25 protein-coding genes and 1 pseudogene are annotated in these 24,090 nt (G+C 71.7%); 8 read left to right on the top strand and 18 right to left on the bottom strand.

What is annotated here, in order from left to right; genetic code table 11:
- Positions 1-10: 10 nt before the first annotated feature.
- The 6 genes from HBB12_RS19130 to HBB12_RS19155 all read right to left on the bottom strand — a co-directional run bounded on the left by HBB12_RS19130 (position 11) and on the right by HBB12_RS19155 (position 5,135).
- Entirely contained in the window at positions 11-952 is a 942-nt protein-coding gene (locus HBB12_RS19130; protein WP_236992835.1) for a dihydrodipicolinate synthase family protein, read from the bottom strand.
- Positions 953-991: 39 nt separating this feature from the next.
- Entirely contained in the window at positions 992-1,762 is a 771-nt protein-coding gene (locus tag HBB12_RS19135; protein WP_236990797.1) for a FadR/GntR family transcriptional regulator, read from the bottom strand.
- A 113-nt stretch (positions 1,763-1,875) separates the two neighbouring features.
- Positions 1,876-2,940 (bottom strand): endonuclease/exonuclease/phosphatase family protein, encoded by a 1,065-nt coding sequence (locus HBB12_RS19140; RefSeq protein WP_236990798.1) that lies wholly within the window; start codon positions 2,938-2,940, stop codon positions 1,876-1,878.
- 87 nt (positions 2,941-3,027) lie between these two features.
- Positions 3,028-3,822: an ATP-grasp domain-containing protein gene (locus tag HBB12_RS19145; protein WP_236990799.1), complete on the bottom strand. Its 795-nt coding sequence runs from the start codon at positions 3,820-3,822 to the stop codon at positions 3,028-3,030.
- A 218-nt stretch (positions 3,823-4,040) separates the two neighbouring features.
- On the bottom strand, positions 4,041-4,961 hold the full coding sequence (locus HBB12_RS19150) for a site-specific tyrosine recombinase XerD (protein WP_236990800.1): 921 nt from the start codon (positions 4,959-4,961) through the stop codon (positions 4,041-4,043).
- 27 nt (positions 4,962-4,988) lie between these two features.
- A complete protein-coding gene (locus HBB12_RS19155) occupies positions 4,989-5,135 on the bottom strand; it encodes a hypothetical protein (protein WP_048433578.1) in 147 nt (48 codons plus the stop codon).
- Between the two features lie 234 nt (positions 5,136-5,369).
- On the opposite strand from HBB12_RS19155, the pseudogene HBB12_RS19160 reads away from it, so the two are divergent.
- Both HBB12_RS19160 and aroB read left to right on the top strand, forming a co-directional pair.
- Positions 5,370-5,942: pseudogene (locus HBB12_RS19160) on the top strand (shikimate kinase); the annotation flags it as partial.
- A gap of 177 nt (positions 5,943-6,119) precedes the next feature.
- Entirely contained in the window at positions 6,120-7,238 is a 1,119-nt protein-coding gene (gene aroB / locus HBB12_RS19165; RefSeq protein WP_236990801.1) for a 3-dehydroquinate synthase, read from the top strand.
- A 73-nt stretch (positions 7,239-7,311) separates the two neighbouring features.
- Here the strand turns inward: aroB and HBB12_RS19170 are convergent, their stop codons facing one another.
- On the bottom strand, positions 7,312-7,881 hold the full coding sequence (locus HBB12_RS19170; RefSeq protein WP_236990802.1) for a Uma2 family endonuclease: 570 nt from the start codon (positions 7,879-7,881) through the stop codon (positions 7,312-7,314).
- A 40-nt stretch (positions 7,882-7,921) separates the two neighbouring features.
- Positions 7,922-8,485, bottom strand: coding sequence for a DUF3237 domain-containing protein (locus tag HBB12_RS19175; protein WP_236990803.1), 564 nt, complete (start codon positions 8,483-8,485; stop codon positions 7,922-7,924).
- Positions 8,486-8,676: 191 nt separating this feature from the next.
- On the opposite strand from HBB12_RS19175, the gene HBB12_RS19180 reads away from it, so the two are divergent.
- Positions 8,677-10,326, top strand: coding sequence for a tannase/feruloyl esterase family alpha/beta hydrolase (locus HBB12_RS19180; RefSeq protein ID WP_236990804.1), 1,650 nt, complete (start codon positions 8,677-8,679; stop codon positions 10,324-10,326).
- Positions 10,327-10,483: 157 nt separating this feature from the next.
- On the opposite strand, the gene soxZ is transcribed toward HBB12_RS19180, so the two are convergent.
- From soxZ to HBB12_RS19215, 7 genes are read right to left on the bottom strand one after another with little or no spacing between them, the layout of a single operon-like run.
- Entirely contained in the window at positions 10,484-10,804 is a 321-nt protein-coding gene (soxZ, locus tag HBB12_RS19185) for a thiosulfate oxidation carrier complex protein SoxZ (protein ID WP_236990805.1), read from the bottom strand.
- A 2-nt stretch (positions 10,805-10,806) separates the two neighbouring features.
- Positions 10,807-11,274 (bottom strand): SoxY-related AACIE arm protein, encoded by a 468-nt coding sequence (locus HBB12_RS19190; protein WP_236990806.1) that lies wholly within the window; start codon positions 11,272-11,274, stop codon positions 10,807-10,809.
- Positions 11,271-11,684: a sulfur oxidation c-type cytochrome SoxX gene (gene soxX, locus HBB12_RS19195; RefSeq protein WP_236990807.1), complete on the bottom strand. Its 414-nt coding sequence runs from the start codon at positions 11,682-11,684 to the stop codon at positions 11,271-11,273. The genes HBB12_RS19190 and soxX overlap by 4 nt, the downstream gene beginning before the upstream one ends.
- Positions 11,685-11,695: 11 nt before the next feature.
- A complete protein-coding gene (locus HBB12_RS19200; protein WP_236990808.1) occupies positions 11,696-12,952 on the bottom strand; it encodes an NAD(P)/FAD-dependent oxidoreductase in 1,257 nt (418 codons plus the stop codon).
- Positions 12,949-13,212, bottom strand: coding sequence for a c-type cytochrome (locus tag HBB12_RS19205; RefSeq protein ID WP_236990809.1), 264 nt, complete (start codon positions 13,210-13,212; stop codon positions 12,949-12,951). Before HBB12_RS19205 ends, HBB12_RS19200 begins: the two co-directional genes overlap by 4 nt.
- A complete protein-coding gene (locus HBB12_RS19210; RefSeq protein ID WP_236990810.1) occupies positions 13,209-15,404 on the bottom strand; it encodes a xanthine dehydrogenase family protein molybdopterin-binding subunit in 2,196 nt (731 codons plus the stop codon). The genes HBB12_RS19205 and HBB12_RS19210 overlap by 4 nt, the downstream gene beginning before the upstream one ends.
- Before the next feature lie 11 nt (positions 15,405-15,415).
- Positions 15,416-15,883, bottom strand: coding sequence for a (2Fe-2S)-binding protein (locus tag HBB12_RS19215; RefSeq protein ID WP_236990811.1), 468 nt, complete (start codon positions 15,881-15,883; stop codon positions 15,416-15,418).
- A 352-nt stretch (positions 15,884-16,235) separates the two neighbouring features.
- On the opposite strand from HBB12_RS19215, the gene HBB12_RS19220 reads away from it, so the two are divergent.
- A complete protein-coding gene (locus HBB12_RS19220; RefSeq protein WP_236990812.1) occupies positions 16,236-16,742 on the top strand; it encodes a L,D-transpeptidase in 507 nt (168 codons plus the stop codon).
- 452 nt (positions 16,743-17,194) lie between these two features.
- On the opposite strand, the gene HBB12_RS19225 is transcribed toward HBB12_RS19220, so the two are convergent.
- The 3 genes from HBB12_RS19225 to HBB12_RS19235 form a co-directional block, all read right to left on the bottom strand.
- On the bottom strand, positions 17,195-17,512 hold the full coding sequence (locus HBB12_RS19225; RefSeq protein ID WP_236990813.1) for a cupin domain-containing protein: 318 nt from the start codon (positions 17,510-17,512) through the stop codon (positions 17,195-17,197).
- Between the two features lie 65 nt (positions 17,513-17,577).
- On the bottom strand, positions 17,578-17,952 hold the full coding sequence (locus HBB12_RS19230) for a PH domain-containing protein (RefSeq protein WP_236990814.1): 375 nt from the start codon (positions 17,950-17,952) through the stop codon (positions 17,578-17,580).
- Between the two features lie 10 nt (positions 17,953-17,962).
- Positions 17,963-18,160, bottom strand: a complete 198-nt coding sequence (locus tag HBB12_RS19235; protein WP_236990815.1) for a DUF1674 domain-containing protein — start codon at positions 18,158-18,160, stop codon at positions 17,963-17,965.
- A gap of 187 nt (positions 18,161-18,347) precedes the next feature.
- Here HBB12_RS19235 and HBB12_RS19240 point away from each other — a divergent pair, with 187 nt between their 5' ends.
- The 4 genes from HBB12_RS19240 to HBB12_RS19255 all read left to right on the top strand — a co-directional run bounded on the left by HBB12_RS19240 (position 18,348) and on the right by HBB12_RS19255 (position 24,029).
- On the top strand, positions 18,348-19,712 hold the full coding sequence (locus tag HBB12_RS19240) for an RsmB/NOP family class I SAM-dependent RNA methyltransferase (RefSeq protein ID WP_236990816.1): 1,365 nt from the start codon (positions 18,348-18,350) through the stop codon (positions 19,710-19,712).
- A gap of 101 nt (positions 19,713-19,813) precedes the next feature.
- Positions 19,814-21,526 carry a heparinase II/III family protein gene (locus HBB12_RS19245; protein WP_236990817.1) on the top strand — a complete coding sequence of 571 codons (1,713 nt, stop codon included), beginning with the start codon at positions 19,814-19,816 and terminating at the stop codon, positions 21,524-21,526.
- Between the two features lie 171 nt (positions 21,527-21,697).
- A complete protein-coding gene (locus HBB12_RS19250) occupies positions 21,698-22,858 on the top strand; it encodes a GGDEF domain-containing protein (RefSeq protein WP_236990818.1) in 1,161 nt (386 codons plus the stop codon).
- 142 nt (positions 22,859-23,000) lie between these two features.
- Positions 23,001-24,029 (top strand): aldo/keto reductase, encoded by a 1,029-nt coding sequence (locus HBB12_RS19255; protein ID WP_236990819.1) that lies wholly within the window; start codon positions 23,001-23,003, stop codon positions 24,027-24,029.
- The last annotated feature ends 61 nt before the right edge of the window (positions 24,030-24,090 follow it).

Consider the following 24,090-nt stretch of genomic DNA (forward strand, 5'->3'; position numbering starts at 1 on the left):
CGAAGCCCGTTCACCGCCCCCAGCGCAACACCGCCGCATCGAGGCTCCGGGCGATCTCGATCAGCCCGGCCCGGGTCGCCGGATGCGGCAGCTCCAGCGGCGCCCGCACCGCATCCGAGCGGATGACGCCGCCTTCCTTCATCAGGATCTTGGCGGCGGCGAGCCCGGTCTGGCGGTTCTCGTAGTTGATGAGCGGCAGCCAGCGGCCATAGGCCTGCACCGCCTCGTCGCGCCGGCCGGCGAGGTAGGGGTCGATGATCTGGCGGATGCCGTCGGGATAGCCGCCGCCGGTCATGGCGCCGGTCGCGCCGGCATCGAGGTCGGCCAGCAGCGTGATCGCCTCCTCGCCGTCCCACGGGCCCTCGATCGCGTCGCCCCCGAGTTCGAGCAGCGTGCGGAGCTTCGCCGCCGCCTGCGCGGTCTCGATCTTGAAGTAGGACACGTTCTCGACCTCGCGGGCGAGCCGCGCCAGGAAGGCGGCCGACAGCGTGGTGCCGGAGACCGGCGCATCCTGGATCATGATCGGGATCGAGATCGCGTCGGAGACCTGTTGGAAGAACCGCGCGATGCCGGCTTCGGTCACCCGGATCGTCGCCCCGTGATAGGGCGGCATGATCATCACCATGGCGGCCCCCAGGTCCTGCGCCCGGCGCGAGCGCTCGGCGCAGATATGGGTGGCGAAGTGAGTGGTGGTGACGATCACCGGCACCCGGCCGGCGACGTGCTCCAGCACGGCCTGCATCACCTCCTCGCGCTCGGCATCGGTGAGGACGAACTGCTCGGAGAAGTTGGCGAGGATGCACAATCCGTGCGACCCGGCCTCGATCATGAAGTCGATCGCCCGGCGCTGGCCGTCGAGGTCGAGGGTGCCGTCATCGTGAAAAATCGTCGGGGCGACGGGGAAGACGCCACGATAGGGGCGGGGAGCAGTGGACTTTTCTTGGTTGGACATGGCGTTGTTGGACACGGCGTTTGCCTCCTTGGGGGGTTTTCAGGCTGCCGCACCGTGGCGGCGCAGGCCGTTATGGATGACCTCGCGCAGGGCCGCCGCCGCGGCCTCCGGATCGCGGGCCGCGATCGCCGCGACGATGGCGGCGTGGGCGGCCAGCACCGTCTCGCGCTCCGCCGCCTCGACCGGGGCGCTGAGCTGGAACGAGGCCCGGAGCGCCACCTCGATCACCCCGCCGATCGAGCGCATGAACGGATTGCTGGAGGCGACCGCCACCGCGACGTGGAGCGCGAGGTCGCCTTCGGCAAAGCCGATGGAATCGGACGGCTCGGCGCGCATCCGCGCGAGGCCGGCCTCCAGGGCGGCGAGGTCGTCGGCGGTCCGGCGTTCGGCCGCCAAGGCCGCCGCCGCCGGCTCGACCGCCAGGCGGATCTCCGCGAGGTCGCGCAGGAAGCGCCGGTCGATGCCGGCCTCGAGGTGCCAGGCCAGCACGTCGGCGTCGAACATGTTCCAGGCCGCGCGCTCCCGCACCACCGTGCCGACCCGCGCCCTGGTGGTCAGCAGCCCCTTGGCCACCAGGGTCTTGACGCTCTCGCGCAGGACCGGCCGCGACACCCGGAAGGCGGCGAGCAGCTCGCCGTCCCCCGGCAGCTTGGCGCCGGCCGGATAGCGCCCGGCGATGATCGCGGTGCCGAGGCTGCGCGCCACCTCGGCGTGGTTGGAGCGGGAACGCCCCGCCGGGATCACCACCAGGCCGGTGCCCGCAGGCGGGGGAGACGTGGTGACGGGGGAAGTGGCGAAGGGTGCGCGCATTCCGCGTGACGAACCGACCGGGAGAGGCGCCCCGACGGCGCCGACCAGCCTCTTACACCACGCCCGCGCCCGGCTGAATAGTCATACTGTTTGACTTTTACGACCGGAGCTTTCTATGACTCCGCAGCCTCCCGCGCCTCCGCCACCGCCTCGGCGCCCTCGCGCCGGTCCTCGGCATCGGCGGCGGGCGGTTCCTGCACCGCCGCGGCCCTCGGGTCGCGGCACAGGGTGATCAGGATCGGGAAGTGGTCGGAGCCGATATTCGGCAGCCGCTCCAGCCGGGCGAGCAAGAAATGCTCGCTGAAGAAGACGTGGTCGAGGGGCCAGCGCAGCATCGGCCACCGGGCGTGGAACGTCGGATAGGCGCCGCGGCCGACCCGCGGATCGAGGAGGCCGCCGATCGCCTGGAACAGGCGCGTGGTGCGCGACCAGGCGACGTCGTTGAGGTCGCCCGCCACCACGGCGGGCCCGCCCTCGCGCGCGACCTCGCGCGCGACGAGCACCAGTTCCCCGTCCCGCGTCGCGCTGCTGTTGCCCGGATGCGGCGGGCGCGGATGCACCCCGTGGAAGACGAAGCGGTCGCCCGAGGGCAGCGTGACGCCGGCCCGCACCGAGGGCACGTCGTCCTCGATCAGGAAGCGTAACCGCACGTCGTCGAGGGGCAGGCGGGAATAGAGCATCAGCCCGTAGGTATTGTCCTGTGCCTGGTCCACCCCGTGGGGATAGCGGGTGCGCAAGGGGGAGAGCGCGTCGCGCCAGCCCGCATCGGTCTCGAGAGCCAGGATCAGGTCGGGGTCGCTCGCCGCCAACGCCGCGAGCAGGCGGTCGTAGGCCCGGTTCGATTGCAGCACGTTGACGATCAGGATCGCCACGCAGGAATCCGGGCCTGCGTCCGCCGGGGCCGCGCGGGCGGTCGGCGTCGTCAGGCGGGTGAAGGGCAGAATGTGCCTGAGCTGCAACCCGAGTGCCCCCAGGAGTCCGGCCCCGAGGACGAGGGAGACCGGATCGTCCCCGATCGCCACCAGCAGGATCACGGTTGGCGGGATCGCGGCGGCGATCTGGAAGCGCGGGAAATCGAAGGTTCGTACCAGCCCGGTCCGGCTGCGCCAGAACGGCAGCAGGGTCGCGGCGATCAGCACCAGCGCCAGGGCCTGCGCGGCCATGGACAGGAACGGCATGTGACCTCCTCCCCGGGCGTTCTTCCATGCCCGGCCTACTCAGCCCTCAAGGAGCGGCGGCCCCGCCTCGCCCGAAGCTGGTCCGTTTCACGCCCGCGCGGCAATCCCGTAGGCCCGCAGATAGTTCCCCAGGTCGTAGAGCAGCGACCATCCGAACCGCGGATTGACCTCGAAGATCTTCGGAATGCCGTCGACGACCTTGTAGTCGAAGCAGCAGGTGCCGTCCGTGAATCCGGCGATTCGGAGAATGTCGGCGAAGACGTCCAGGAATCTTTCGTCGTGACTACCCGTCATCGACCGGTGCTGGCACCACTGTCCTTTCACGAATGGCTGCTCTCCCATGTCGTAGGCGACGGTATAGGCATGAACGATACGGCCATTGCGCAGCAGAAGATGGGTTGCGCGCTCCTCGCTTCCGGAAATATATTCCTGCAGGAAATAACCGGGCGATCCGATCCTCCTCGACCATGTGACGGCATCGGCCTCGCCATGGAGGATGAGCGAGTTTGTCCCGTACTCGTCCATCTTCTGCTTCAGGATGCAGGGAAACATCAGGCCGTCGGCTTTGTCGATCAGCCGCGGAATCGTGGCGTGAAAGCGCGTGAGCGACAGGGCGCTGCTGAAGCCATGCTTGTCGTGGCAGAAGGCCACGGCCTGCGCGCTGGGACACAGCGCTTTGCCGGCGAGGCGGATGCCGGCTTTCCGCAGCATCCACCCGTCGCGGATTGTCAAAGGAACGATCAGGTCGAACGACTGCCAGTCGTTACGGGCGCACCATCCCTCACCGCCGACCACGATGTCGTAATCCGCACCGACGCACGCCCGGATATCTTTCTCCCAGTCAGGCTTGTGCCCGAAAATGATTTTTTCTTTCTGTGTCATCGCTGTAGATCAGGCGGCCTCCCGGCGACGAGACATGCGCCGGTGCGAGACGATCTTCAAGATCTCGACCCCTCCGATCCGGCCGGCCCCCGTGATTGCAGGGGCACGGCGCCATGACGCCGCCGCACCACGACGCCGCACTCGGAACCTTCGCCGAGACGACGCTCCGACGCGCGAGGTTCCGGGCTCGACCGGGACGTGATGCGGCGTCGGTAGCGTCAGGCGCCCGCCAGGGGGTGGAGGTCGCGCACCATCTGCTTCAGACGCTCGTCGAGCACGTGGGTGTAGATCTGCGTCGTCGAGATGTCGGCGTGGCCGAGCAGTTCCTGCACCACCCGCAGGTCGGCGCCGTTCTGCAGCAGGTGGCTGGCGAAGGCGTGGCGCAGCACGTGCGGGCTGATCTTGTCGGTGCGCAGGCCGGCGGCGGCCGCCACCGCCTTCAGGTCGCGGGCGAAGGCCTGGCGGGTGAGGTGGCCGGTCTCGCTGTCGGCGGGAAACAGCCAGGGGCCGGGGGCGGTCAGGGTGGCGAGGTGGGCCGCCATGGCGCTGCGCGCCACCTCGGTCAGCGGCACCAGGCGCTCGCGCCCGCCCTTTCCCTTCACCACCAGGAAGCGCTCCTTGGTGGAGCCCGCGGCGCGGGGCAGGGCGACCAGCTCGGAGACGCGCAGGCCCGTGGCATAGAGGAGCTCGATCAGGCAGTGCATCCGCCCGGCCCGCGCCGCCTCGGCCGGGTTCGGCGCCTTGGCGACGGCCTCCTTGGCGACGCCGAGCAGCCGGTCGACCTCCGCCACCGAGAGCACCTTCGGCAGGCCGCGGCCGCGCTTCGGCCCGGAGACCGGCGCGGTGGGATCGCCCTCGACGAGGCCTTCGGCGTAGAGGAAGCGGTGGAAGCCGCGCACGCAGGAGAGCCGGCGCGCCGCCGACGTGCTCTTGAGGCCGCGTGCCTCCAGTTCGGCGAGGTAGGCCCGGATGCCCGCGGGCTCGACGGCGCCGGGATCGATGCGCTTGCCCGCCAGATGGGCGAGGTAGTCGTCGAGGTCGCGCCGGTAGGCGGCGAGGGTGTTGGCGGCAGCCCCCCGCTCGGCGGCCAGCATGTCGAGATAGGCGTGCATCAGGCCCTGGGGACCCATGGTGCTCATGGCCCGGCGCTCATTGTGGCCCGCCGCTCATTTCGGCTGCAGCTTCGCGTTCGGGATGGTGACGGAGATCTCGCGCGGGGTCGGCTCGACGAAGGTGGCGAGCGCGAACATCGCCGCGAAGGCGAGACCGGCCAGGATCGCCACCACGGCCAGGAAACGGAAGAGGGTCGGCACGTCGGCGGGGCCCCGGACTACGCGTGACAACGGGCGGTCCGGACGCTGAGGTCGCGGGCCACCTTGGCCGTCGGTTCGACCACGCGTTGTCCCGGGAGGCAAGACCGGCGGGCGCCGTCCCGGCGGAATGCCGGCCGCTGTTGCGCGGGTGCCCGAGGGGAGGGCGGAAAGCCGGTGGTTTTCCCCGCTATCCGCCGTTTCGTCCTGCGCGAAAAACAGGCTAAAGAACGCCGCATGAACCAGCGTCCCCCTCATGAACAGACGATCGAGTCGCGCGTGCGCCGGGGTCTCGGCCTGCGCTCGATCGTGCTGGTCGGGCTCATGGGCGCGGGCAAGAGCACCGTCGGCAAGCGCCTGGCGGGGCGCCTCGGCCTGATCTTCAAGGACGCCGATCACGAGATCGAGGCGGCGGCCGGCCTGACCATCCCGGACATCTTCGCCATCTACGGCGAGCCGAGCTTTCGCGATGGCGAGGAGCGGGTGATCGCCCGCCTCCTGCGCGAGGGCCCGATGGTGCTCGCCACCGGCGGCGGCGCCTTCATGCGACCGGAGACGCGCCAGCGCATCGCCGAGGCCGGGGTCTCGGTCTGGCTCAAGGCGGATCTGGACGTGCTGATGCGCCGGGTGCGCAAGCGCCCGGGGAGGCCGCTGCTCCAGAACGAGGATCCCGAGGGCACGATGCGCCGGCTGATGGACCTGCGCCATCCCGTCTATGGCGGGGCCGACGTGGTGGTCCTGTCCCGCGACGTCTCCCACGACCGGGTGGTGCAGGACGTGCTGGACGCTCTCGACGCCCATATGGCGGGGGGAGCGCCGGGAGAGTTCGCGGGCGGGGCGATGGGCTCCCTGCAGAGGGACCGCCCGCAAGAGGGCGATGACGCCGACCTGGCGCCCGCTGCCGGCGAGGGCGGCTCCGAGCCCGGCACGCCCGAATTCGCCGGCCACGGCCTCGCCGCGCAGTAAGACGATTCCCGACGGACTTCGATGACCACCGTGCAGACCGAGACCGTTCATGTCCCCCTCGACGGGGGCCGAGCCTACGACATCCTGATCGGCCGCGGGCTTCTGGCCGGGATCGGCCCCCGCATCGCCGCGCTCAAGGCCCGGGCCGTCGGGGTGGTGAGCGACGAGACCGTAGCGGCGGAGTACGGGAAGGCCGTCACCGCCTCGCTGGCCGAGGCGGGCTTACGTACGACCCTGATCGCGGTGGCGCCGGGCGAGGGCTCGAAGAGCTATGCGGGCTTTGCCCAGGTCTGCGACGGGCTGATCGCCCACCGGATCGAGCGCGGCGACCTCGTGCTCGCGCTCGGCGGCGGCGTCGTCGGCGATCTGGCGGGGTTCGCGGCGGCCTCCTTACGCCGGGGCGTGCGCTTCGTCCAGGCACCCACCACCCTCCTCGCCCAGGTCGATTCCTCGGTCGGCGGCAAGACCGGCATCAATTCGCCTCACGGCAAGAACCTCGTCGGCGCCTTCCACCAGCCGAGCCTGGTGATCGCCGACACCGCCTCCCTCGACACCCTGTCGCTGCGCGAGATGCGCGCCGGCTACGCCGAGGTGGCGAAGTACGGGCTGATCGATTCGCCGGACTTCTTCGCCTGGTGCGAGGCCAACCTCGCCGGGATCTTTTCCGGCGGGCCCGCCCGCGAGGCAGCGGTGGCCGCCTGCTGCCGGGCCAAGGCCGGCGTGGTGGTGCGCGACGAGCGGGAGGACGGCGAGCGGGCCCTGCTCAATCTCGGCCACACCTTCGCGCATGCCCTGGAACGCCTGACGGCTTACGATTCCGCACGCCTCGTCCACGGCGAGGCGGTGGCGATCGGCCTGTGCCTCGCCTTCCGGTTCTCCGCCCGGCTGGGCCTCTGCCCGGGCCAGGATGCCGGCCGGGTCGCCAACCACCTGGCGCTCGCCGGCCTGCCGACTACGCTGGCGCAGGTCCCGGGCGGATGCGGCGATGCCGACCAGCTCCTCGACGCCATGCGCCAGGACAAGAAGGTCCGCGACGGCGCGCTCACCTTCATCCTGGCGCGCGGGATCGGGCAAAGCTTCATCGCGCCCGGGATCGAGCCGGGGGCGGTGCGGGAGTTCCTGATGACGGAGCTGGGGTGAGACGTGCCGCCGTCTCATCCGACCGGCGCAACGGCTCGCGGCCTTCGTCGAACCGATCTCCGCACACTTCCTTCTAAAACAGAGGCATGTCGTCGTAGATCGTCGCGAATGTCAGTGTAACGCCGATCTCCGGTAGATCGATGGCCTCGGTGCAGACGAAGGCCGAGAGGCCGCCCTCCGGATTACGGCGATGCACCGTCACTGCCTGCCGGTCTTGGCGCACCAGCACGACGCTCTGGATCGACGGGACGGCGGCATAGGCCGCGAGCTTCGACGCCCGACGCCGCGGTCTGTCGCTGGGCGACAGGACCTCGAACACCACGAGGGGCGTGGGCGTGATACAGAGGTCGTGGCGGCCATCATCGATCGCCACGAGAATGTCGGGCGCCACGGTGCGGGGCGCGCCCGGCACCGGGACCTGGCTCGGACCGGAGGGACGCCAGGGGCTGGCGTGAAAGCGCCGGTGCTGGCGCAAGGCCTCGAGGATGTTGACTTGGATCCAGTCGTGCCGCCGCGTGGGGCCCGGGTACATCAGCGGCACCCCGTCGTCCAGTTCCCAGCGCTCGCCCTTCGGCCGGTCCTCCAGGAAGGCCAGGAAGCCGTCGAGGCTCATCGGAGGGTCGCGTGTCTCAGCGGCGCGCATGGCGGGCGCTCCCGGTTGTCCGACGTGATCGTACCATACGTCACGCCAACCGGAACGCCCGCACCAGCACCGCCTCGCGGGCGGGCCGCAGGCTGTGCAGGGTGCCGACCAGAACCAGCCGGTTGAGCCAGGCATGCGGCCCCTCGGGCGCCGTGACCTCGATGGTCGAGAAGCGGGTGTCCGGCGCGCCGTCGCGGCCGGGATCGATCGTCACCTGGTTGCGCACGGTGAGGATCGCCCCGTCCTCGGTCTTCATCTCGTAGAGGGCGTCGAGGCGCCGGACGCCGTCCTTGCGCACGAGCTGCCGGTCGGCGCCGCCGGGCAGGACCGTGCCGCGCAGCCGCGGCCCCTGGAAGCGGCCGCCGGTGATCGGCACGATCCGGCGCTCGCCCAGGGGCGAATCGCCGAGCGGCACCATCGGGGCGATCTCGACCACCGCCTCGTAGACGAATTCCGTCCGCGGCATCACCAGCGGCACGTCGGCGAGGGGGCCTGTGGATGGCGCTTCGGCGGCGGCCGGTGCCGCGAGACCGATACCGGCGAGGCCTGCACCCGCCAGGATCAGCATCCGGCGGTCGATGGGCGGGGTGTCGCGATGCGTCATGGCGGAATCCCCGGCGATGGTCTTCCCCCGATCATGCGCCGGCTCCTGCCGCGGCGACAGGGCGGGAGACGTGCTGCCGCAGGGTTTCGTCGCCGCCGTCGCTTGACGGGGGAGGCCCATCGGGGCCGAGTGTCGCCCGAAATCGCGCCGGGCGCTCGACGGCCTTGGCGAATCTCTGGGGAAGGGGGCTCATGGTGCGCACGATCACGCGGGGGGCGGGGTTCGCCCTGCCGGTCGTCATCGCCGGTTCCCTCGCCCTGCCGGCTCTCTCCGCCCCGCTCGCCTGCGGCGACCTCGCGCGGCTCGGTCGGCCGGACCTGCGCATCGCCCGGGCCGAGACGGTGCCCGCCGGGACCCTGCCGGCCGACAATCCCGGCCGCGCCGCGCTGACCGGGGCCGCCCGCGCGAAGGCGGCCCTGCCGGCCCATTGCCTGGTCGAGGGCACGGTCGATCCGCGGGTCGGGGCTGGCGGCGTCGAGTACGGCATCGCCTTCCAGTTGCGCCTGCCGGAGACATGGAACGGCCGCTTCCTGTTCCAGGGCGGCGGCGGGCTCGACGGGGTGGTCGGCGAGGCGCTCGGCGCGATTCCGGTCTCGGGCGCGACGGCGCCGCCGGCCCTGCTGCGCGGCTATGCCGTCGTCTCGACCGATTCCGGCCATCGCGGCCGCGACAATGCCGACGCCTCCTTCGGCCTCGACCAGCAGGCGCGGATCGACTTCGCCTACGGCGCCGTCGGCACCGTCGCGCGGGAGGTCAAGGCCCTGATCGCGGCCCGCTACGGGCGCGCCCCGGCGCATGCCTATTTCATGGGCTGCTCCAATGGCGGCCGCTCGGCCCTCATGGCAGCGACCCGCTACCCCACCGCCTTCGACGGCATCGTCGCCGGCGCCCCGGCCTTCCGGCTCACCCGGGCGGCCCTCGGCCAGGTCTGGGACACGCGCGCCTTCCTCTCGGCCGCTCCGACGAACGCCGAGGGCAAGCCGATCCTGGCCGAGGCCTTCAGCGAGGCCGACCTGAACCTCGTCGCCGATGCAGTCCTGAAGACGTGCGACGCCGCCGACGGCCTGACCGACGGCGCGGTCCAGGCGGTAGCCTCCTGCCGGTTCGATCCTGCGAGCCTCGCCTGTGCGGGCGACAAGACCGCCAGCTGCCTCAGCCGGGCGCAGGTCGAGGCGCTGCGGACAAGCTTCGGCGGCGCCCACGATTCGCAAGGGAGGCCGGTCTATGCCTCCTGGCCCTGGGATCCGGGCCTCGCCGCGCCGGGCTGGCGGGCCTGGAAACTCGGCACCTCGAAGACCGCGATGCCGAACGCCCGCAACGCCACCCTCGGGCCGGCCGCGATCGCCAACTACTTCCTCACCCCGCCCGATCCGGGGTTCGATGCGCTGCGCTTCGATTTCGACCGCGACACCCCGCGCATCGCCGAGACCGCCGCCCTCAACGACCCGACCGGCACCTTCCTGTCGACCTTCACCGCCCGCGGCGGCCGGCTCCTCGTCTACCAGGGCGTCGCCGATCCGGTCTTCTCCGCCCGCGACCTCGTCGATCACTGGCAGGACCTGAGCCGCCACAACGGCGGCGCGGCGGCTTTCGCCGATCGTGCACGCCTGTTCCTGGTCCCGGGCATGAACCATTGCGGCGGCGGACCGGCGCTGGACGATTTCGACCCGCTCGCCGCCATCGAGGCCTGGGTCGAGCGCGGCGAGGCACCCGACCGGCTCGTCGCCCGCGGCACCGCCTTCCCGGGCCGCACGCGGCCGCTCTGCCCTTTCCCCAGGGAGGCGCGCTACCAGGGCGGCGAGGCGGACAAGGCCGAGAGCTTTTCCTGCAAGGAGCCGTGAGGCGGTCCCGACATCCGTTCGGAGGACATGGGTGATACGAAATCCGGAAGATCACTTCCGGATTTCGTATCACCCATGTCCCCGAATACCGGTAACCCTCGTCACCGGTCCGTATGCGGGGAGCGGGGGAGGCGGGTCGCTTCTCTCCCCGACATCCTCACGCCACCGTGATCCCCACCTCCTCCGTCTGCGAGAATCCATTGTCCCCCGTCCAGGTGAAGCGCAGGGTGCCGGTCCTCGTCGCCACGGTGGTGAAGGTGAGGTACGGGTTGGCGGCGCTCGCCGACGACAATTCGGCGCGAAACACCTCCTCGCCGTCGTAGGCGCACACGAACTCCGTGATGATGTTGCGCGGGATCAGGCGCCCGTCCGGGCCGGGGCGGTAGCCGGTCTCCATCGGGTGCGAGATCAGGGTCTTGATCTCGATCACCGCGCCGGCCGTGGCGGTCTTCGGCAGGTTGATGAGGGCGCGGGCCATTCTCACGATCCTTCCACGCAGGCCGCGAGCGTCACGATCGCATCGGCGGTCGCGGACCAGAAGGTGCCGTCCTGCATCTCCGCGATGGCGGTGATGGTCTGGGAATCGGCGAGCCGTATCCGTGTATTGACCGCGGCGCGGCCGGCCCGGGGGCCGAGATGCAGCGTCACCACGTGGGGCTGCGGGTTCTTGTCGTTGAACACCGCGATGCGGCGGACGAAATCCGTCGCGCTCATCGGGCTCTCGACGGTGATGGAAAGCGGCACGGTGTTGCCGTTCTCGACGAGCGGCGGCATGTCGAGGTGGATCCGGCCTGCCCGGATCGGTGCGCCGCCGGTGAAGCGGCGGATCGCCTCCACGGTCGCCTCGCGGGTCGGGCGGAGGATCGCCGCCCGACCCGGCCGCACCAGCGCGATCGTCAGCAGGCCGGCGCCCCCGGCGAGGATCGTGCGGCGGTGGAAAGCCGTCATGGCGTTCTGAGGCCCCCCTTCAGGGTGACGAGATAGGCGATCACGTCCTCGATCTCGCCCGCCTCCAGAACCGGCCGGTCGCGCCAGGCGCGGGCGACCCGGGTGCCGTCGGTCCGGTAATAGGAGGGCATCAGGGTCGCGGGGTTCAAGACGCGCCCGTCGACGAGGCGCAGCCGCAATTGCCCTTCCGAGAGCCGTGCCCCGACCTCCGAGAGATCGGGCCCGAGGTCGCCCGCCGGGCCCGTGCCGCCGAGGCCGGTATGGCAGAGCGGGCACAGGCCCTTGCGGGTGTCGGTGGCGATGGCCCGGCCGCTTGCCGCATCGCCGGTCCGGCCGTCGAGGGGCAGCGGGATCGCGTCGCCGACGATCGTGACCGGCGCGAGCGCGGTCTGGGTGAGGGCAAGCAGCATGGCCGCCCGCCTCACCCGAACACCGCATGGGTGATGGTGCGGTACCAGTCTTCGGCGTAGGCCGCCTCCTGCCGGCGCACGGTGTCGGGCGAGTCGACCGGGCTGGTCCCGCCGGCGCCCTCGACATCGGCGAGCACGCCCTTGTCCGGGCGGTACACCCCGGCGACCGAGATGCCGTAGCCCGGCGCGACGAGGCTGTAGCAGGTATTGATGAGCTTCGGCGGCTCGGGCACCCGCCCGGCCAGGAGGTCGATGACGGCCTCGGCGCAGACCTTGGCTTGCGCATTGGCCGCGAAGGCGGATTTCGGCATCGCGCCGGCGATGGCCGCATCGCCGACGACGTGGATCCGCGGCACCAGCCGCGATTCGAAGGTGACCGGATCGATCGGGCACCAGCCCGACCGGTCGGCGACGCCGGCCGCCGCGGCGATCGGCGCCGCGCGCTGGGGCGGAATGATGCAGGCGACGTCGGCCTTGTAGGTCTCGAAGTCGGTGGCAACGGTCATGGCGCCGGGATCGACCGCCGTGACCTGCCCGCCCGAGGCGAGCGGCACGTAGTCGAGGATGCCGGGATAGAGCGCCTTCCAGGCCTGCTCGAACAGCTTCTGCTTCGAGAATGTGTCCTTTGCGTCGAGCACGATCAGCTTGGCGCGGGGCTTCCGGGTCTTGAGAAAGTAGGCGATCAGGCTCGCCCGCTCGTAGGGGCCGGGCGGGCAGCGATAGGGATTGGCCGGCACCGACAGCACCACCGTGCCGTTATCGGGCATCGCCGCGAGTTGGCGGGCGAGGAGATCGGTCTGCGCCCCCGCCTTCCAGGCATGCGGCATCCTCTCGGCAGCCGCCGCGTCGTAGCCCGGCAGGGCGTCGAAGCGGAGTGCGATCCCGGGCGAGAGGATCAGCCGGTCGTAATCGAGGGTGGATCCGTCGGCGAGGCGGACTCGGCCGGCGGCGCCGTCGATCGCCGCGGCTTTGGTCCTCGCCACGATGACGCCGCTCGCCCGCAAGCCGTCATAGCCGAAGGCCTGCGCCGAGAGCGGACGAAGGCCCGCGATCACCTCGTTGCTGAACGGGCAGGCCCAATAGGTTTCCGCCGGCTCGACCAGGGTGACGGCGACGCCCGCCCGGTGCAGCACCCGCGCGGCGGTGGCGCCGCCGAAGCCGCCGCCGACCACGACGACGCGCCCGTGCGCGCCCTGCGCCAGGGCAGGGCGAGGGAGGGCGGCGGCGGCGAGTCCCGCCAGCACCGCCCGGCGGACGATCGTCGTCATTGGCCGCCTCCCGCGATCCACTCGGCGATCGCCCGGCTCTCCTCGTCCGAAAAGCCCTTGGCGATGCGGGTCATCACCGTGGCCGGCCGGGCGCCGGTCCGGAAGGCCGTGAGCGAGGCCGCGATGTCCTCGGCCGACTGACCGGCCAGGCTCGGCACCGCCCCACCCGGGGCCCCGTGGCACCCGGAGCAGGACGAGGCGCCCGGCGGCGAGGCCGCCGCCGGGCTCGCGAGCAGCAGGAGAAGCAGGGCGGATCTCACGCGCGCTTCAGGTCCGTGCGGCTCGCCGGGATCCGGCGCACCCGCTTGCCGGTGGCGGCGAAGACCGCGTTGAGCACGGCGGGCGCCGCCACCGCGATCGTCGGCTCGCCGACGCCGCCGATGAAGCCGCCCGACGGCATCAGGATCGCCTCGACGGCCGGCATCTCGTCGAGGCGCAGGACCGGGTAGGTGTCGAAGTTGGTCTGCTCGATGCGCCCGTCCTTCACCGTGCATTCGCCGTAGAGCGCCGCCGACAGCCCGTAGACGAAGGAGCCGGCGACCTGCGCCTCGATCTGCTGGGGATTGACCGCGATGCCCGGATCGGTGGCGGCGACGATGCGGTGAACCTTGATCCTGCCGTCGTCGCCGACCGAGACCTCCGCTGCGGCCGCCACGTAGCTGCCGAAGCCCATGATCTGGGCAAGCCCCCGATGCACGCCGGACGGGGGCTTGGTGTCCCAGCCGATGCGCTCGGCCACCGCGTTCAGCACGGCGAGGTGCTTGGGGTGCTTCTCCATCAGCGAGCGCCGGAAGGCGAGGGGGTCTTTTCCTGCCGCATGCGCCACCTCGTCGAGGAAGCATTCGAGGTAGATCGCGTTCGGGTTGGTGTTCACCCCGCGCCAGAAGCCCGGGATGATCGGCGGGTTGCGCATCGCATGATCGATGAGGAGGTTCGGGATCGTGTAGCCGATCGCGGCTTCCGCCCCGCCGGGATTGAGGCCCTGGAAGGTCACCGGGTCCTTGCCGTCGGGCCCAAGGCGCCCCGGGATGATGCCGGCCAGGATCGACTGGCCGGAGATCCGCATGTGCAGGCCGGTGAGGTTGCCGGATTCATCCAGCGCCGCCCGCATCCGGCACTGGGTGACCGGGTGGTAGCGGCCATGGGTCATGTCCTCCTCGCGGGTCCAGATCAGCTTGACCGGAGTGCCGGGGAGCTCCTTCGCGATCAGCACCGCCTGGCGCACCCAGTCGTGGGTAGCGCCGCGCCGGCCGAAGCCGCCGCCGAGATGGATTTTGTACACGTCGCATTGGCGGGCCGAGAGACCGGCGGCCTCGGCCGTCGCGGCCAAAGCCGCCTCGCCGTTCTGGGTCGGGGTCCAGACCTCGCAGCGCTCCGGCGTCCAGCGCGCCGTGGCGTTCATCGGCTCCATCGTGGCGTGGTTCTGGAACGGGTAGGCATAGGTCGCCTCGACCACCTTGGCGGCGCCTTTGAGCGCAGCCGCCGCGTCACCCGCCTTGTTGCCGATGAAGGCCTCGGGCGCGTCCAGGCCCTCCTTCAGCATGGCGGCGATCGTCTCGCTCGACACGCCGGCATTCGGGCCCTCGTCCCACACGATGGTGAGCGCCTCCACGGCCGTCTTGGCGCGCCAGAACGTGTCGGCCACCACCGCCACGGCGCTGTCGCCGACCCGCACCACCTTGCGCACGCCGGGCATCTTCTCCACGGCGGCGGCGTCCACGCTCTTCACCGTCCCGCCGACCACCGGGCAGTCGCGGATCGCGGCGTTGAGCAGGCCGGGCAGCTTGACGTCGATGCCGTAGACCTGCGAGCCGTCGGTCTTCTCCACCGTGTCGAGGCGCTTCAGCGGCTTGCCGGCGATGATCCAGTCCTTCGGATCTTTCAGGACCACGTCCTTCGGCACCTCCATCCGGCCGGCGGCGCCCGCGACCTTGCCGAAGGTGGTGGAGCGGCCCGATGCCGGATGGCTGATGACGCCGCGCTCGACCCGGCACTCGCCGGGCGACACGTTCCAGTCCTGGGCTGCCGCCGCGACCAGCATCGTGCGGGCGGCGGCGCCGCCCTGGCGCACCGCGACGTAGGATTCGCGGATGCCGCGGCTGCCGCCGGTGGAGAAATCGCCCCAGGCACGGCCGCGGGCGAGGTTCTGGCCCGGGGTCGGATACTCGGTCGTCACCTTGGTCCAGTCGCAGCCCAGTTCCTCGGCGACGAGCTGGGCGAGTCCGGTGAGCGTGCCCTGGCCCATCTCCGAGCGGGCGATGCGGATCACCACGGTCTCGTCCGGGCGCACCACCACCCAGGCATTGACCTCGGGCGAGGTGGCACCGGAGGCGGCTTGCGCGGAAGGCAGATCGAAGCCGAGGGCCAGGCCGCCGGCCGCGGCGGCGGAGCCGGCGAGGAAGAAGCGGCGCGACAGGGCGGGGCAAGGGGTCGTCGTCATGGTGTCGGTCATGGCGTGTCCCCTCAGCCGCGGCCGGTCTCGCCGCCCTCGGCGGCGAGGGTGATGCCGGCGAGCACCCGGTTGTAGGTCCCGCAGCGGCAGATATTGGTGATCTCCTGGCGGATCTCGGATTCGCTGGGTTTCGGCTTCTGCGCCAGCAGGGCGGCGGCGGCCATGATCATGCCGGACTGGCAGAAGCCGCATTGCGGCACGTCGAGCGCCGCCCAGGCCTTCTGCACCGGGTGCGAGCGGTCGGGGCTCAGGCCCTCGATGGTCACGATCCTCTGGTTCGGCTCGACGCTCGAGATCGGCATCGAGCAGGAGCGGACCGCCTGCCCGTCGATATGGACCGTGCAGGCGCCGCACTGGGCGATGCCGCAACCGTACTTCGTACCGGTAAGGCCGACCTGCTCGCGGATCACCCAGAGCAGCGGCGTGTCGGGCTCCGCCTCGACCTCCCGCACGGAGCCGTTCACGTTCAGGCGTATCATGGGCGCTTCCGTTCGGGTTGGGCCGGCGCTCGGGCGACGCCGTGGGGGAGGGCGGCCGCGTGGGGCACCGCCGGTGGGCCGTCGATTCGCACCTTTTAGCGCTGACAGCTTCGCGGCGGCCGGCTGTGTCTGTCAATTGACGGATGCGCGAGCGACGCGCGGGCAACCGTCGACGGCGTGCCCCGGCACGGTGGGTCGGCGACGCGATTCGGGCTCGCCGGTAACCACTCCTTGACGCTCCCGGGCGGCGACCCGCTCTTCACCCCCCGGCAAGCATCTTTGCCAACCGGAACGACAGGTTTCCCGGCGGATTATCGCTCTGCTCAAAAGGTCACGCTCGAGGACCGCAGGGATGTACAAGCAGAGTGGATGGGCCGCGGCGGCGATCGTCGCGGCGACGATGGCCGCCGGTCCGGCGGCCGCGCGGGAACTGGTCGCCTTCGACGCGGCGGCGGAGGCCGGCACGGTGGTGGTGCGCACCGCCGAGCGGCGGCTGTACTTCGTCAACGGCGACGGGACGGCGATCCGCTATCCGGTGGCGGTCGGCAAGGCCGGCAAGCAATGGACCGGCTATGCCCGCATCGACGGAAAATATCTGAGGCCGGCCTGGTCGCCACCCGACGAGGTGAAGCGGGACAATCCCCGACTGCCGGAGGTGATCGCCGGCGGCTCGCCGAGCAACCCCATGGGGGTGGCTGCGCTCACCCTCGACCGGGGCGAATACGCGATCCACGGCACCAACCGGCCGGGCTCGATCGGCACCTTCGCGTCCTATGGCTGCATCCGGATGTACAACCAGGACGTGGCCGATCTCTATGGCCGCGTCCAGGTCGGTACGACCGTGGTGGTGACGCGCTGACCTTCAGCAGGTTGCGCGGTGTGGCGCGACGGCCGCCGCGCGTGACCCTCTCTCTGCAGAGGCAGGGCTGTCCGGGGAAAGTTGTGGCGCGTGTTCTCTCCTCTCCCCGCGGGCGGGGAGAGGCTTTCGCCCCCCTTGGCGGGGGCGAAAGGAGCACAGGCGACAGCCTGAGCGAGGGTGAGGGGGTGTTTCCGGAGGAGTCTCGTACGTCGAGACCCCCTCACCCTCGCTTCGGCTCCGCCTCCGCTTGCTGCGTCTCCTGAACGGAGACACAGCCCTCTCCCCGCCCGCGGGGAGAGGAGGGTTCCCGCGCCATTCTTTTTCCGCGGACAGCCCTGCCGCAGAGGGGGGAGGGTTCACGCGCGGCTTACGTCACGCCTGCACTCGCACTCGCGCAACATCCCATGTCGCGGACCGCGCGTGCCCCCCTCCTCAGCCCTCGCGCCCATGCCTCACGCGGGCGGCGAGGTCGCCTCGACGGCCGTGAAGGTCTCGAGGATGCGGTAGGTGTGCTCGGCGCCTGCCGGCACCAGCCAGGAATCGCCCGGCTCCAGCCGCACGGTCTGGCCCTCGACCACCAGCTCGGCCCGGCCGGCGATCACGTAGCCGACGGTCTCGTAGTCGCGGGCGGCTTTCGGCTTGTCGTCGGTCGGCGGCTCGTCGACCCAGAGCCGCATCGCGACGTGCCTGCCGGAGGCGAGATGGCGCTGGCCGTCCGGCCCCTGCGGCGCTTGCCCGCCGGAGACCTTCCTGATCGTCGTGTCGCCCATGACCCTGCTCCTGTCGGGATTCGCGACCCCAACGGGAGCGGAGGGCGGGCGTTCCCGACCGGGGATCAGCGCAATGTCGCGGCGATCGCCCGCTGGATGCCGCGGATGTCGGCCCCACGCTTGAGGGTGCGGCTGATCGGATCGGGCCGGCCCGAGACCCAGATCGTCAGTTCCGAATCGAGGTCGAAATTGCCGGCATTCTCGATCGAGAACGAGGTGATCGCCCGGTAGGGCACCGTGAGGTAGGAGACCTTGCGACCGGTCACGCCCTGCTTGTCGACCAGGATCATCCGCCGGTCGGTGAAGACCATCAGGTCGCGGATCACCCGGAACGCCACCTGCACGGTCTCGCCCGGCACCAGCATCCCGTCGAGTTCCTGCGCCACCGCCTCCGGCGCCGCATCGCTGCCATGGCCGAGCAGGCCGTCGAGCAAGCCCATCGTTACCTCCTCAGAAGTCGGTCGCCAGGCCCTTCACCTCCCAGTCGTCGTAGCGCACCGGCTCCAGGCCGCCGCGCCCGTTGATCTCGCGCTCGCGCCGGATCTCCTCCGCCCGGGCGTCGATCTCGGCCCGCCGCGCCTCGGCCTCGGCCAGTGCCCGCTGCGCCGCCGGGGACAGGGTCTTGGAAGGAGTCTCGCTCTCGCTCATCGATCGGGTCTCGCTCGGTCTCGACGTCGCGGCGCTTGCATCTCGGGCGGCCGGATGCCACCCCGGGGACAAGGGCCGCCGGTTCCCTTCGAGGTGGAGGGCGCGGGCGGCAGCGTCAAGATCAGGCCCGCAGGACGGGCGAGGCGCGCGCGGGCCGTTCCAGGCCCGTGGGCGCGGTGGAGTGAGGATGGACGGACAACATAACGGCGGCGCAGGATCGGTGGGCGCAGGACCCGAGGCCGCCGGCCTGCCGGCGCGGCGCCTCGCCTGGGGGATCGTAGCGGACCTGCTCGGCAAGAATCGCGGTACGGCGCTTGAGGACGTGATGGAGCCGGTCGTCCACCGGGCCGCGCTGCCGCCGCAGGATGCCGGCCTCGCCCGCGCCATCGCCACCACGACGTTCCGGCATCTCGGGGTGATCTTCAACGCCCTCGACCAGTGCCTGGCGAAGGGCTTGCCGGAGGACCAGCCGGGCCTCGTCGCGCTGCTCGCCACCGGGGCGGCGCAGATCCTCTACCTCAACGTCCAGGACCACGCCGCCGTCGACCTGGCGGTGCGCCTCGCCAAGGCCGAGCCCGGTCTCCAGCACCTCGGCGGACTCACCAATGCCGTCCTGCGCCGGATCGTCCGCGAGCGCGACGCGATCCGCCAGGAGGGCGACGCCGAGCCGCTGCGCCTCAACACGCCGGGCTGGCTCGCGCAGCGCTGGATCAAGGCCTACGGCGAGGAGACGGCCCGGGCCATCGCGGCGGCCCATGCGCGCGGGGCGGGGCTCGACCTCACCCTGCGCCCGGGCGCCGCGCTTCCCGACGGCCTCGACGGGCGGCGCCTGCCGAGCGGCTTGAGCCTGCGCCTCGACGATGCCCGCACGCTGGTGCCGGATCTGCCCGGCTTCGCGGACGGCGCCTGGTGGGTGCAGGACGCCGCCGCGGCGCTGCCGGCCCATCTCCTCGCGGTGCGGCCCGGCGAGCGGGTCGCCGATCTCTGTGCCGCGCCCGGCGGCAAGACCGCCCAGCTCGCGGCCAGCGGCGCCACGGTGCTGGCGGTCGACCGCTCGGCCCCGCGCCTGCGCCGGCTCGAGGCGAACCTCGCCCGTCTCGGCCTCTCGGCCGAGGTACGGGCGGTCGATGCGCTCACGCTGCCGGAGGACCAGCCCTTCGACGCGGTGCTCCTCGATGCGCCGTGCAGCGCCACCGGCACTGTGCGGCGCCACCCGGACGTCGCCTGGTCGAAGCGCGAGAGCGACCTGCCCCGTCTCACCGCGCTCCAGGCCCGGCTCTTCGACAAGGCGGCGCGGCTCACCCGCCCGGGCGGGCGCCTCGTCTACTGCACCTGCTCCCTGGAGCCGGCGGAGGGCGAGGTGCAGGCCGAGACCTTCCTCAAGCGCCATCCGGGCTTCGTCCGCCGCCCGATCACGCCCGAGGAGGTCGGCGACCCCGCCCTCGTCACGCCGTCGGGCGACCTGCGCACCCTGCCGTCGCACTGGCCCGACGAGGGCCGCGGCGGGCTCGACGGCTTCTATGCGGTGCGGCTGGAGCGGCTCGGCGCGTGAGGAACCTGTTCACGGGGCGGTCCGGCGGTTTGACCCCGCGATGATCCTTGACCATTCCTTGAGCGTGGCCGCCCGTCGCCGGCCAGCGGGGAGGAGGTGGCGTGGGTTGGGGGCCTGACCGCTGGCGATTCTACCGGCTCGTCGGGCACGAGGCGGGGCGCGTCCTGCGGGGTGCGGCCGTCCGCGCGACCTCGCGCCCCTCGGCGCTCGCCCGCCTGCGCCCGACCGGCCTCGTCATCGCGCCGCAGGACCTGCGCACCAGCGACCCGACCATCGCGGCCGACATCTATGCCGGCCTGTTCGTGTTCGCCGGCCGGGCCCTCGCTACCGGCGGACGCTCGCCCTTCGACTTCGCGCCGCCCTCGCCGCAATGGGGCGAGGCGCTCTACGGCTTCGGCTGGCTTCGCCACCTGCGTGCCGCCGAGAGCGCGCTGTCGCGCGCCAACGCCCGCGCCTTCGTGCAGGATTTCATGGCCGGCCGCGGCGATCCGGTCCTGGCCCAGCGCCCCTCCGTGGTCGCCCGTCGGCTGATCTCGCTCCTGTGCCAGTCGCCCCTGGTGCTGGAGGGGGCCGACCACGCCTTCTACCAGGCCTTCCTGAAGCTGATCGGGCGCTCCACCCGCAGTCTCGACCGGGCGCTGCGCCGCGGCGTGATGCCCCGCGACCGGCTCGTCTGCGCGGTGGCGCTCGCCTATGCGGGCCTGTGCTGCGAAGGCTTCGAGCCCGTCCTGCGCCGGGGCACGCGGCTCCTCCACCGCGAGCTGACCCGCCAGATCCTGCCCGATGGCGGCCATCGCAGCCGCGATCCGGGCTTTGGCAAGGACCTGCTCCTCGATCTCCTGCCGCTCCGCCAGAGTTTTCTCAGCCGCGACATCGCCCCGCCGGACTCCCTGCTCAACGCCATCGACCGGATGCTGCCGCTCCTGCGCCTCCTGCGCCACGGCGACGCCTCGCTCGGCCACCACAACGGCATGGGGGCGACCGCCGCCGACCAGCTCGCCACCCTGCTGGTCTATGACGGCGCGCTGGCCAAGCCCCTGATGCACGCGCCGCATTCCGGTTACGCCCGCCTCGAGGGCGGGGGCGGCACCCTGGTGGTGGTCGATATCGGGACCGCTCCGCCGCCGGCCTACTCGGCGCTGGCCGGGGCCGGCTGCCTGTCCTTCGAGCTGTCCTGCGGGCCGCAGCGGCTGGTGGTGAATTGCGGCATGCCGGCCACCGGCGAGGAGATGCGCGAACTTGCCCGCACCACCGCGGCCCACTCCACCGCGTGCCTCTCCGATTCCTCCTCCTGCCGGTTCCTCGCCCTGTCGCAGCCGGGCCTGATCCATCCGCTCGCCGCCTGGCTGAAGCGCCGGATGGGGCCGATCGTCGTGCGCGGTCCCGAGGAGGTCACGGTCGAGCGCGGCACCGACGCGGCCGGGGCCGGCGTGCTCGCCGCCCGGCACGACGGCTACGCCCCGACGCTCGGCTTCCTGCACGAGCGGCGCTGGCGCCTGCACCCGGACGGCGCCCTGCTGGAGGGCCATGACGGCTTCGTGCACGACGCGAGCGGACGTGGGGGCTCGGTCGAGGCGGCGATCCGCTTCCACCTCCACCCGACCGTTCGGGCGAGCCGGGTCGGGCGCGGGGTGCGGCTCGCCGGAGCCGGCGCGCCCTGGCTGTTCGAGGCCGACGAGGTCGATCCGGTGATCGAGGAGAGCGTGTTCTTCGCCGCCTTCAACGGGGCCCGCCGCACCGAGCAGATCGTGCTGCACCTTACCGCCACCGACGGCACCCGGGTGGCCTGGCGCTTCCGCCGCCTGGCGGCGTGAGCCCGCTCCTTCGCTCTCGTCCCGTCCCGGTTCTTGATCCGGTCCGTCCCGCCGAAAAATTTCCTCGGTTCTCACCCATTTGAGGGTTTCGCGGCGACAATCGACCGGTTTTCGGGCAGCGGCCGTGCTACAACCCTGCGCCGAGTCGGGCCTGGGCGGGAAACCCACGGGATGAAGCTGGACGCGCCCACCCTGGTGACCGTGACCGTCTTCGTGATGGTCGTCATGGGCGCGCTGTACCTCCTGTCCTGGAGCCAGGCCCGGCAGACCCGGGCACTGGGCTTCCTCGGGGCGGCCCAGGTGGTCGGCGCCGCCGCGGTCACGCTGTTCGGCCTGCGCGGCGTCATTCCGGACTGGCTGTCGATCGGGCTCGCCAATGCGGTGATGCTCGGGGCCTTCGGGCTGATCTGGGGTGGCGCCCGCTCGTTCGAGGGGCGGCGCGTCCCGTTCGCCTGGCTCGCCGCCGGCCCGCTCCTCTGGCTCGCCGCCTGCCTGGTGCCGCCCTTCTACGCCTCGCTCGGCGCCCGGGTGATCCTGTCCTCGGTGATCGCCGGGCTCTGCTGCACGCTCGCCGCCCGCACCCTCTGGCACCATCGCGGCGACCGGCTGCCGTCGCGGGCCCCGGCGGCGATCCTGCTCGCCAGCGAGGGGCTGCTGATCTGGGCGCGGATCCCCGCTACTCTGGTCCTGCCGGTCCCGCCGACCGGCACCCCGACCCAGACCGTCTGGGTCGCGATCCTGTGCTTCGTCGCCCTGCTCTACACGGTGGCGGTCTCGGTGCTGTTCATGGCGCTCGCCAAGGAGCGCCTGGAGGCCGAGCAGCGCCGCGTCGCCGGAACCGACCCGCTCACCGGCATCGCCAATCGCCGGGCGCTGGCGGCCGAGGCCCGCCGCGTCCTTGCCGCCGGACCCGTCGCCCTGCTGCTGTTCGATCTCGACCACTTCAAGCGGGTCAACGACACCTTCGGCCACGCCGTCGGCGACGCGGTGCTGATCGGCTTCTGCGCCGCCGCCCGCCAGGTCCTGCCGGCGGGCACCGCGTTCGGGCGCCTCGGCGGCGAGGAATTCGCCTGCCTCCTGCCGGGCGTCGGCGCGGCCCAGGCGGCCTCCGTCGCCGAGACCGTGCGCCTCGCCGTGGCGGCGATGCGCCCCGACCTGGTGCCCGGCCTCGCCGTCACGGTCAGCGTCGGCGTCGCCAGAAGTTCCGGCGCCGGGGGCGCGGGCGATTTCGAGACCCTGCTCGGCCTCGCCGACCGGGCGCTCTACCAGGCCAAGGCGCAAGGGCGCGACCGGGTGGTCCTCGCCGGGCCGGGGTTGCGGCAGGTGGCGTGAGGCGGCGGCTTTCTGCGGCAAGCCCCCCGGTGCAGCCCGGATCCCGCATCCGCCCGGCTTGTCGTCCCTTGGCCGGCTCCTAAGACAACCCCATCCCACGTAGGCCGGGCGGATCGCCCGGCACCAGATGAGGGCATGCGCCATGGACTATCGGCAGTTCGGCCGCTCCGGCCTCAAGGTTCCGGTTCTGAGCCTCGGCACGGGCACGTTCGGGGGCAACAACGAGTTCTTCCAGCGCTGGGGCCAGACCGACGTCGCCGAGGCGAGCCGGATGGTGGACCTCTGCCTCGATGCCGGGGTCAACTTCTTCGACACCGCCGACATCTACTCGCAGGGCGCCTCCGAGGAGATCCTGGGCCAAGCGCTCAAGGGCAAGCGCGACCGGGCTTTGATCTCCACCAAGGCGACCTTCCCGATGGGCGAGGGGCCGAACGACAAGGGGTCCTCGCGCTACCACCTGGTGCGGGCCTGCGAGGCCAGCCTGAAGCGCCTCGGCACCGACCATATCGACGTCTACTTCATGCACGGTTTCGACGCGCTCACCCCGGTCGACGAGACCCTGCGGGCGCTGGACGACCTCGTCCGGGCCGGCAAGATCGGCTATATCGGCGCCTCGAATTTTTCCGGCTGGCAGCTGATGAAGGCGCTCTCGACCTCCGAGCGCTATGGGCTCGCCCGCTACGTCGCCTATCAGGGCTACTACTCGCTCGTCGGCCGCCATTACGAGTGGGAGCTGATGCCGCTCGGCCTCGACCAGGGCGTCGCCCTGATGGTCTGGAGCCCGCTCGGCTGGGGCCGCCTCACCGGCAAGATCCGCCGCGGCGCCAATGCCAGCGGGCGCATCAAGGCGGGCGGCGCCGAAGGGGGACCGCCGGTCGCCGACGAGGCCCTGTTCCGGGTCGTCGACGTCCTCGATGCCCTCGCCGCCGAGACCGGTCGCAGCGTGGCGCAGGTGGCGCTCAACTGGCTGCTCAGCCGCCCGACGGTGGCCAACATCGTGGTCGGCGCCCGCAACGAGGAGCAGCTGAAGCAGAATCTCGGTGCCGTCGGCTGGAGCCTCGATCCGGCCCAGATCGCCCGCCTCGACGCGGCGAGCCACGAGACGCCGATCTATCCCTACTGGCACCAGAAGGGCTTCGACGAGCGCAACCCGAAACCGACCACCTGGTAGCCCTGCAATCACCAGCTGATCAAATGCGCTTGCACAACTCCCAATTCGTGCATCGCGCGGG

The sequence above is a fragment of the Methylobacterium sp. SyP6R genome (assembly GCF_019216885.1).
Taxonomy (GTDB): domain Bacteria; phylum Pseudomonadota; class Alphaproteobacteria; order Rhizobiales; family Beijerinckiaceae; genus Methylobacterium.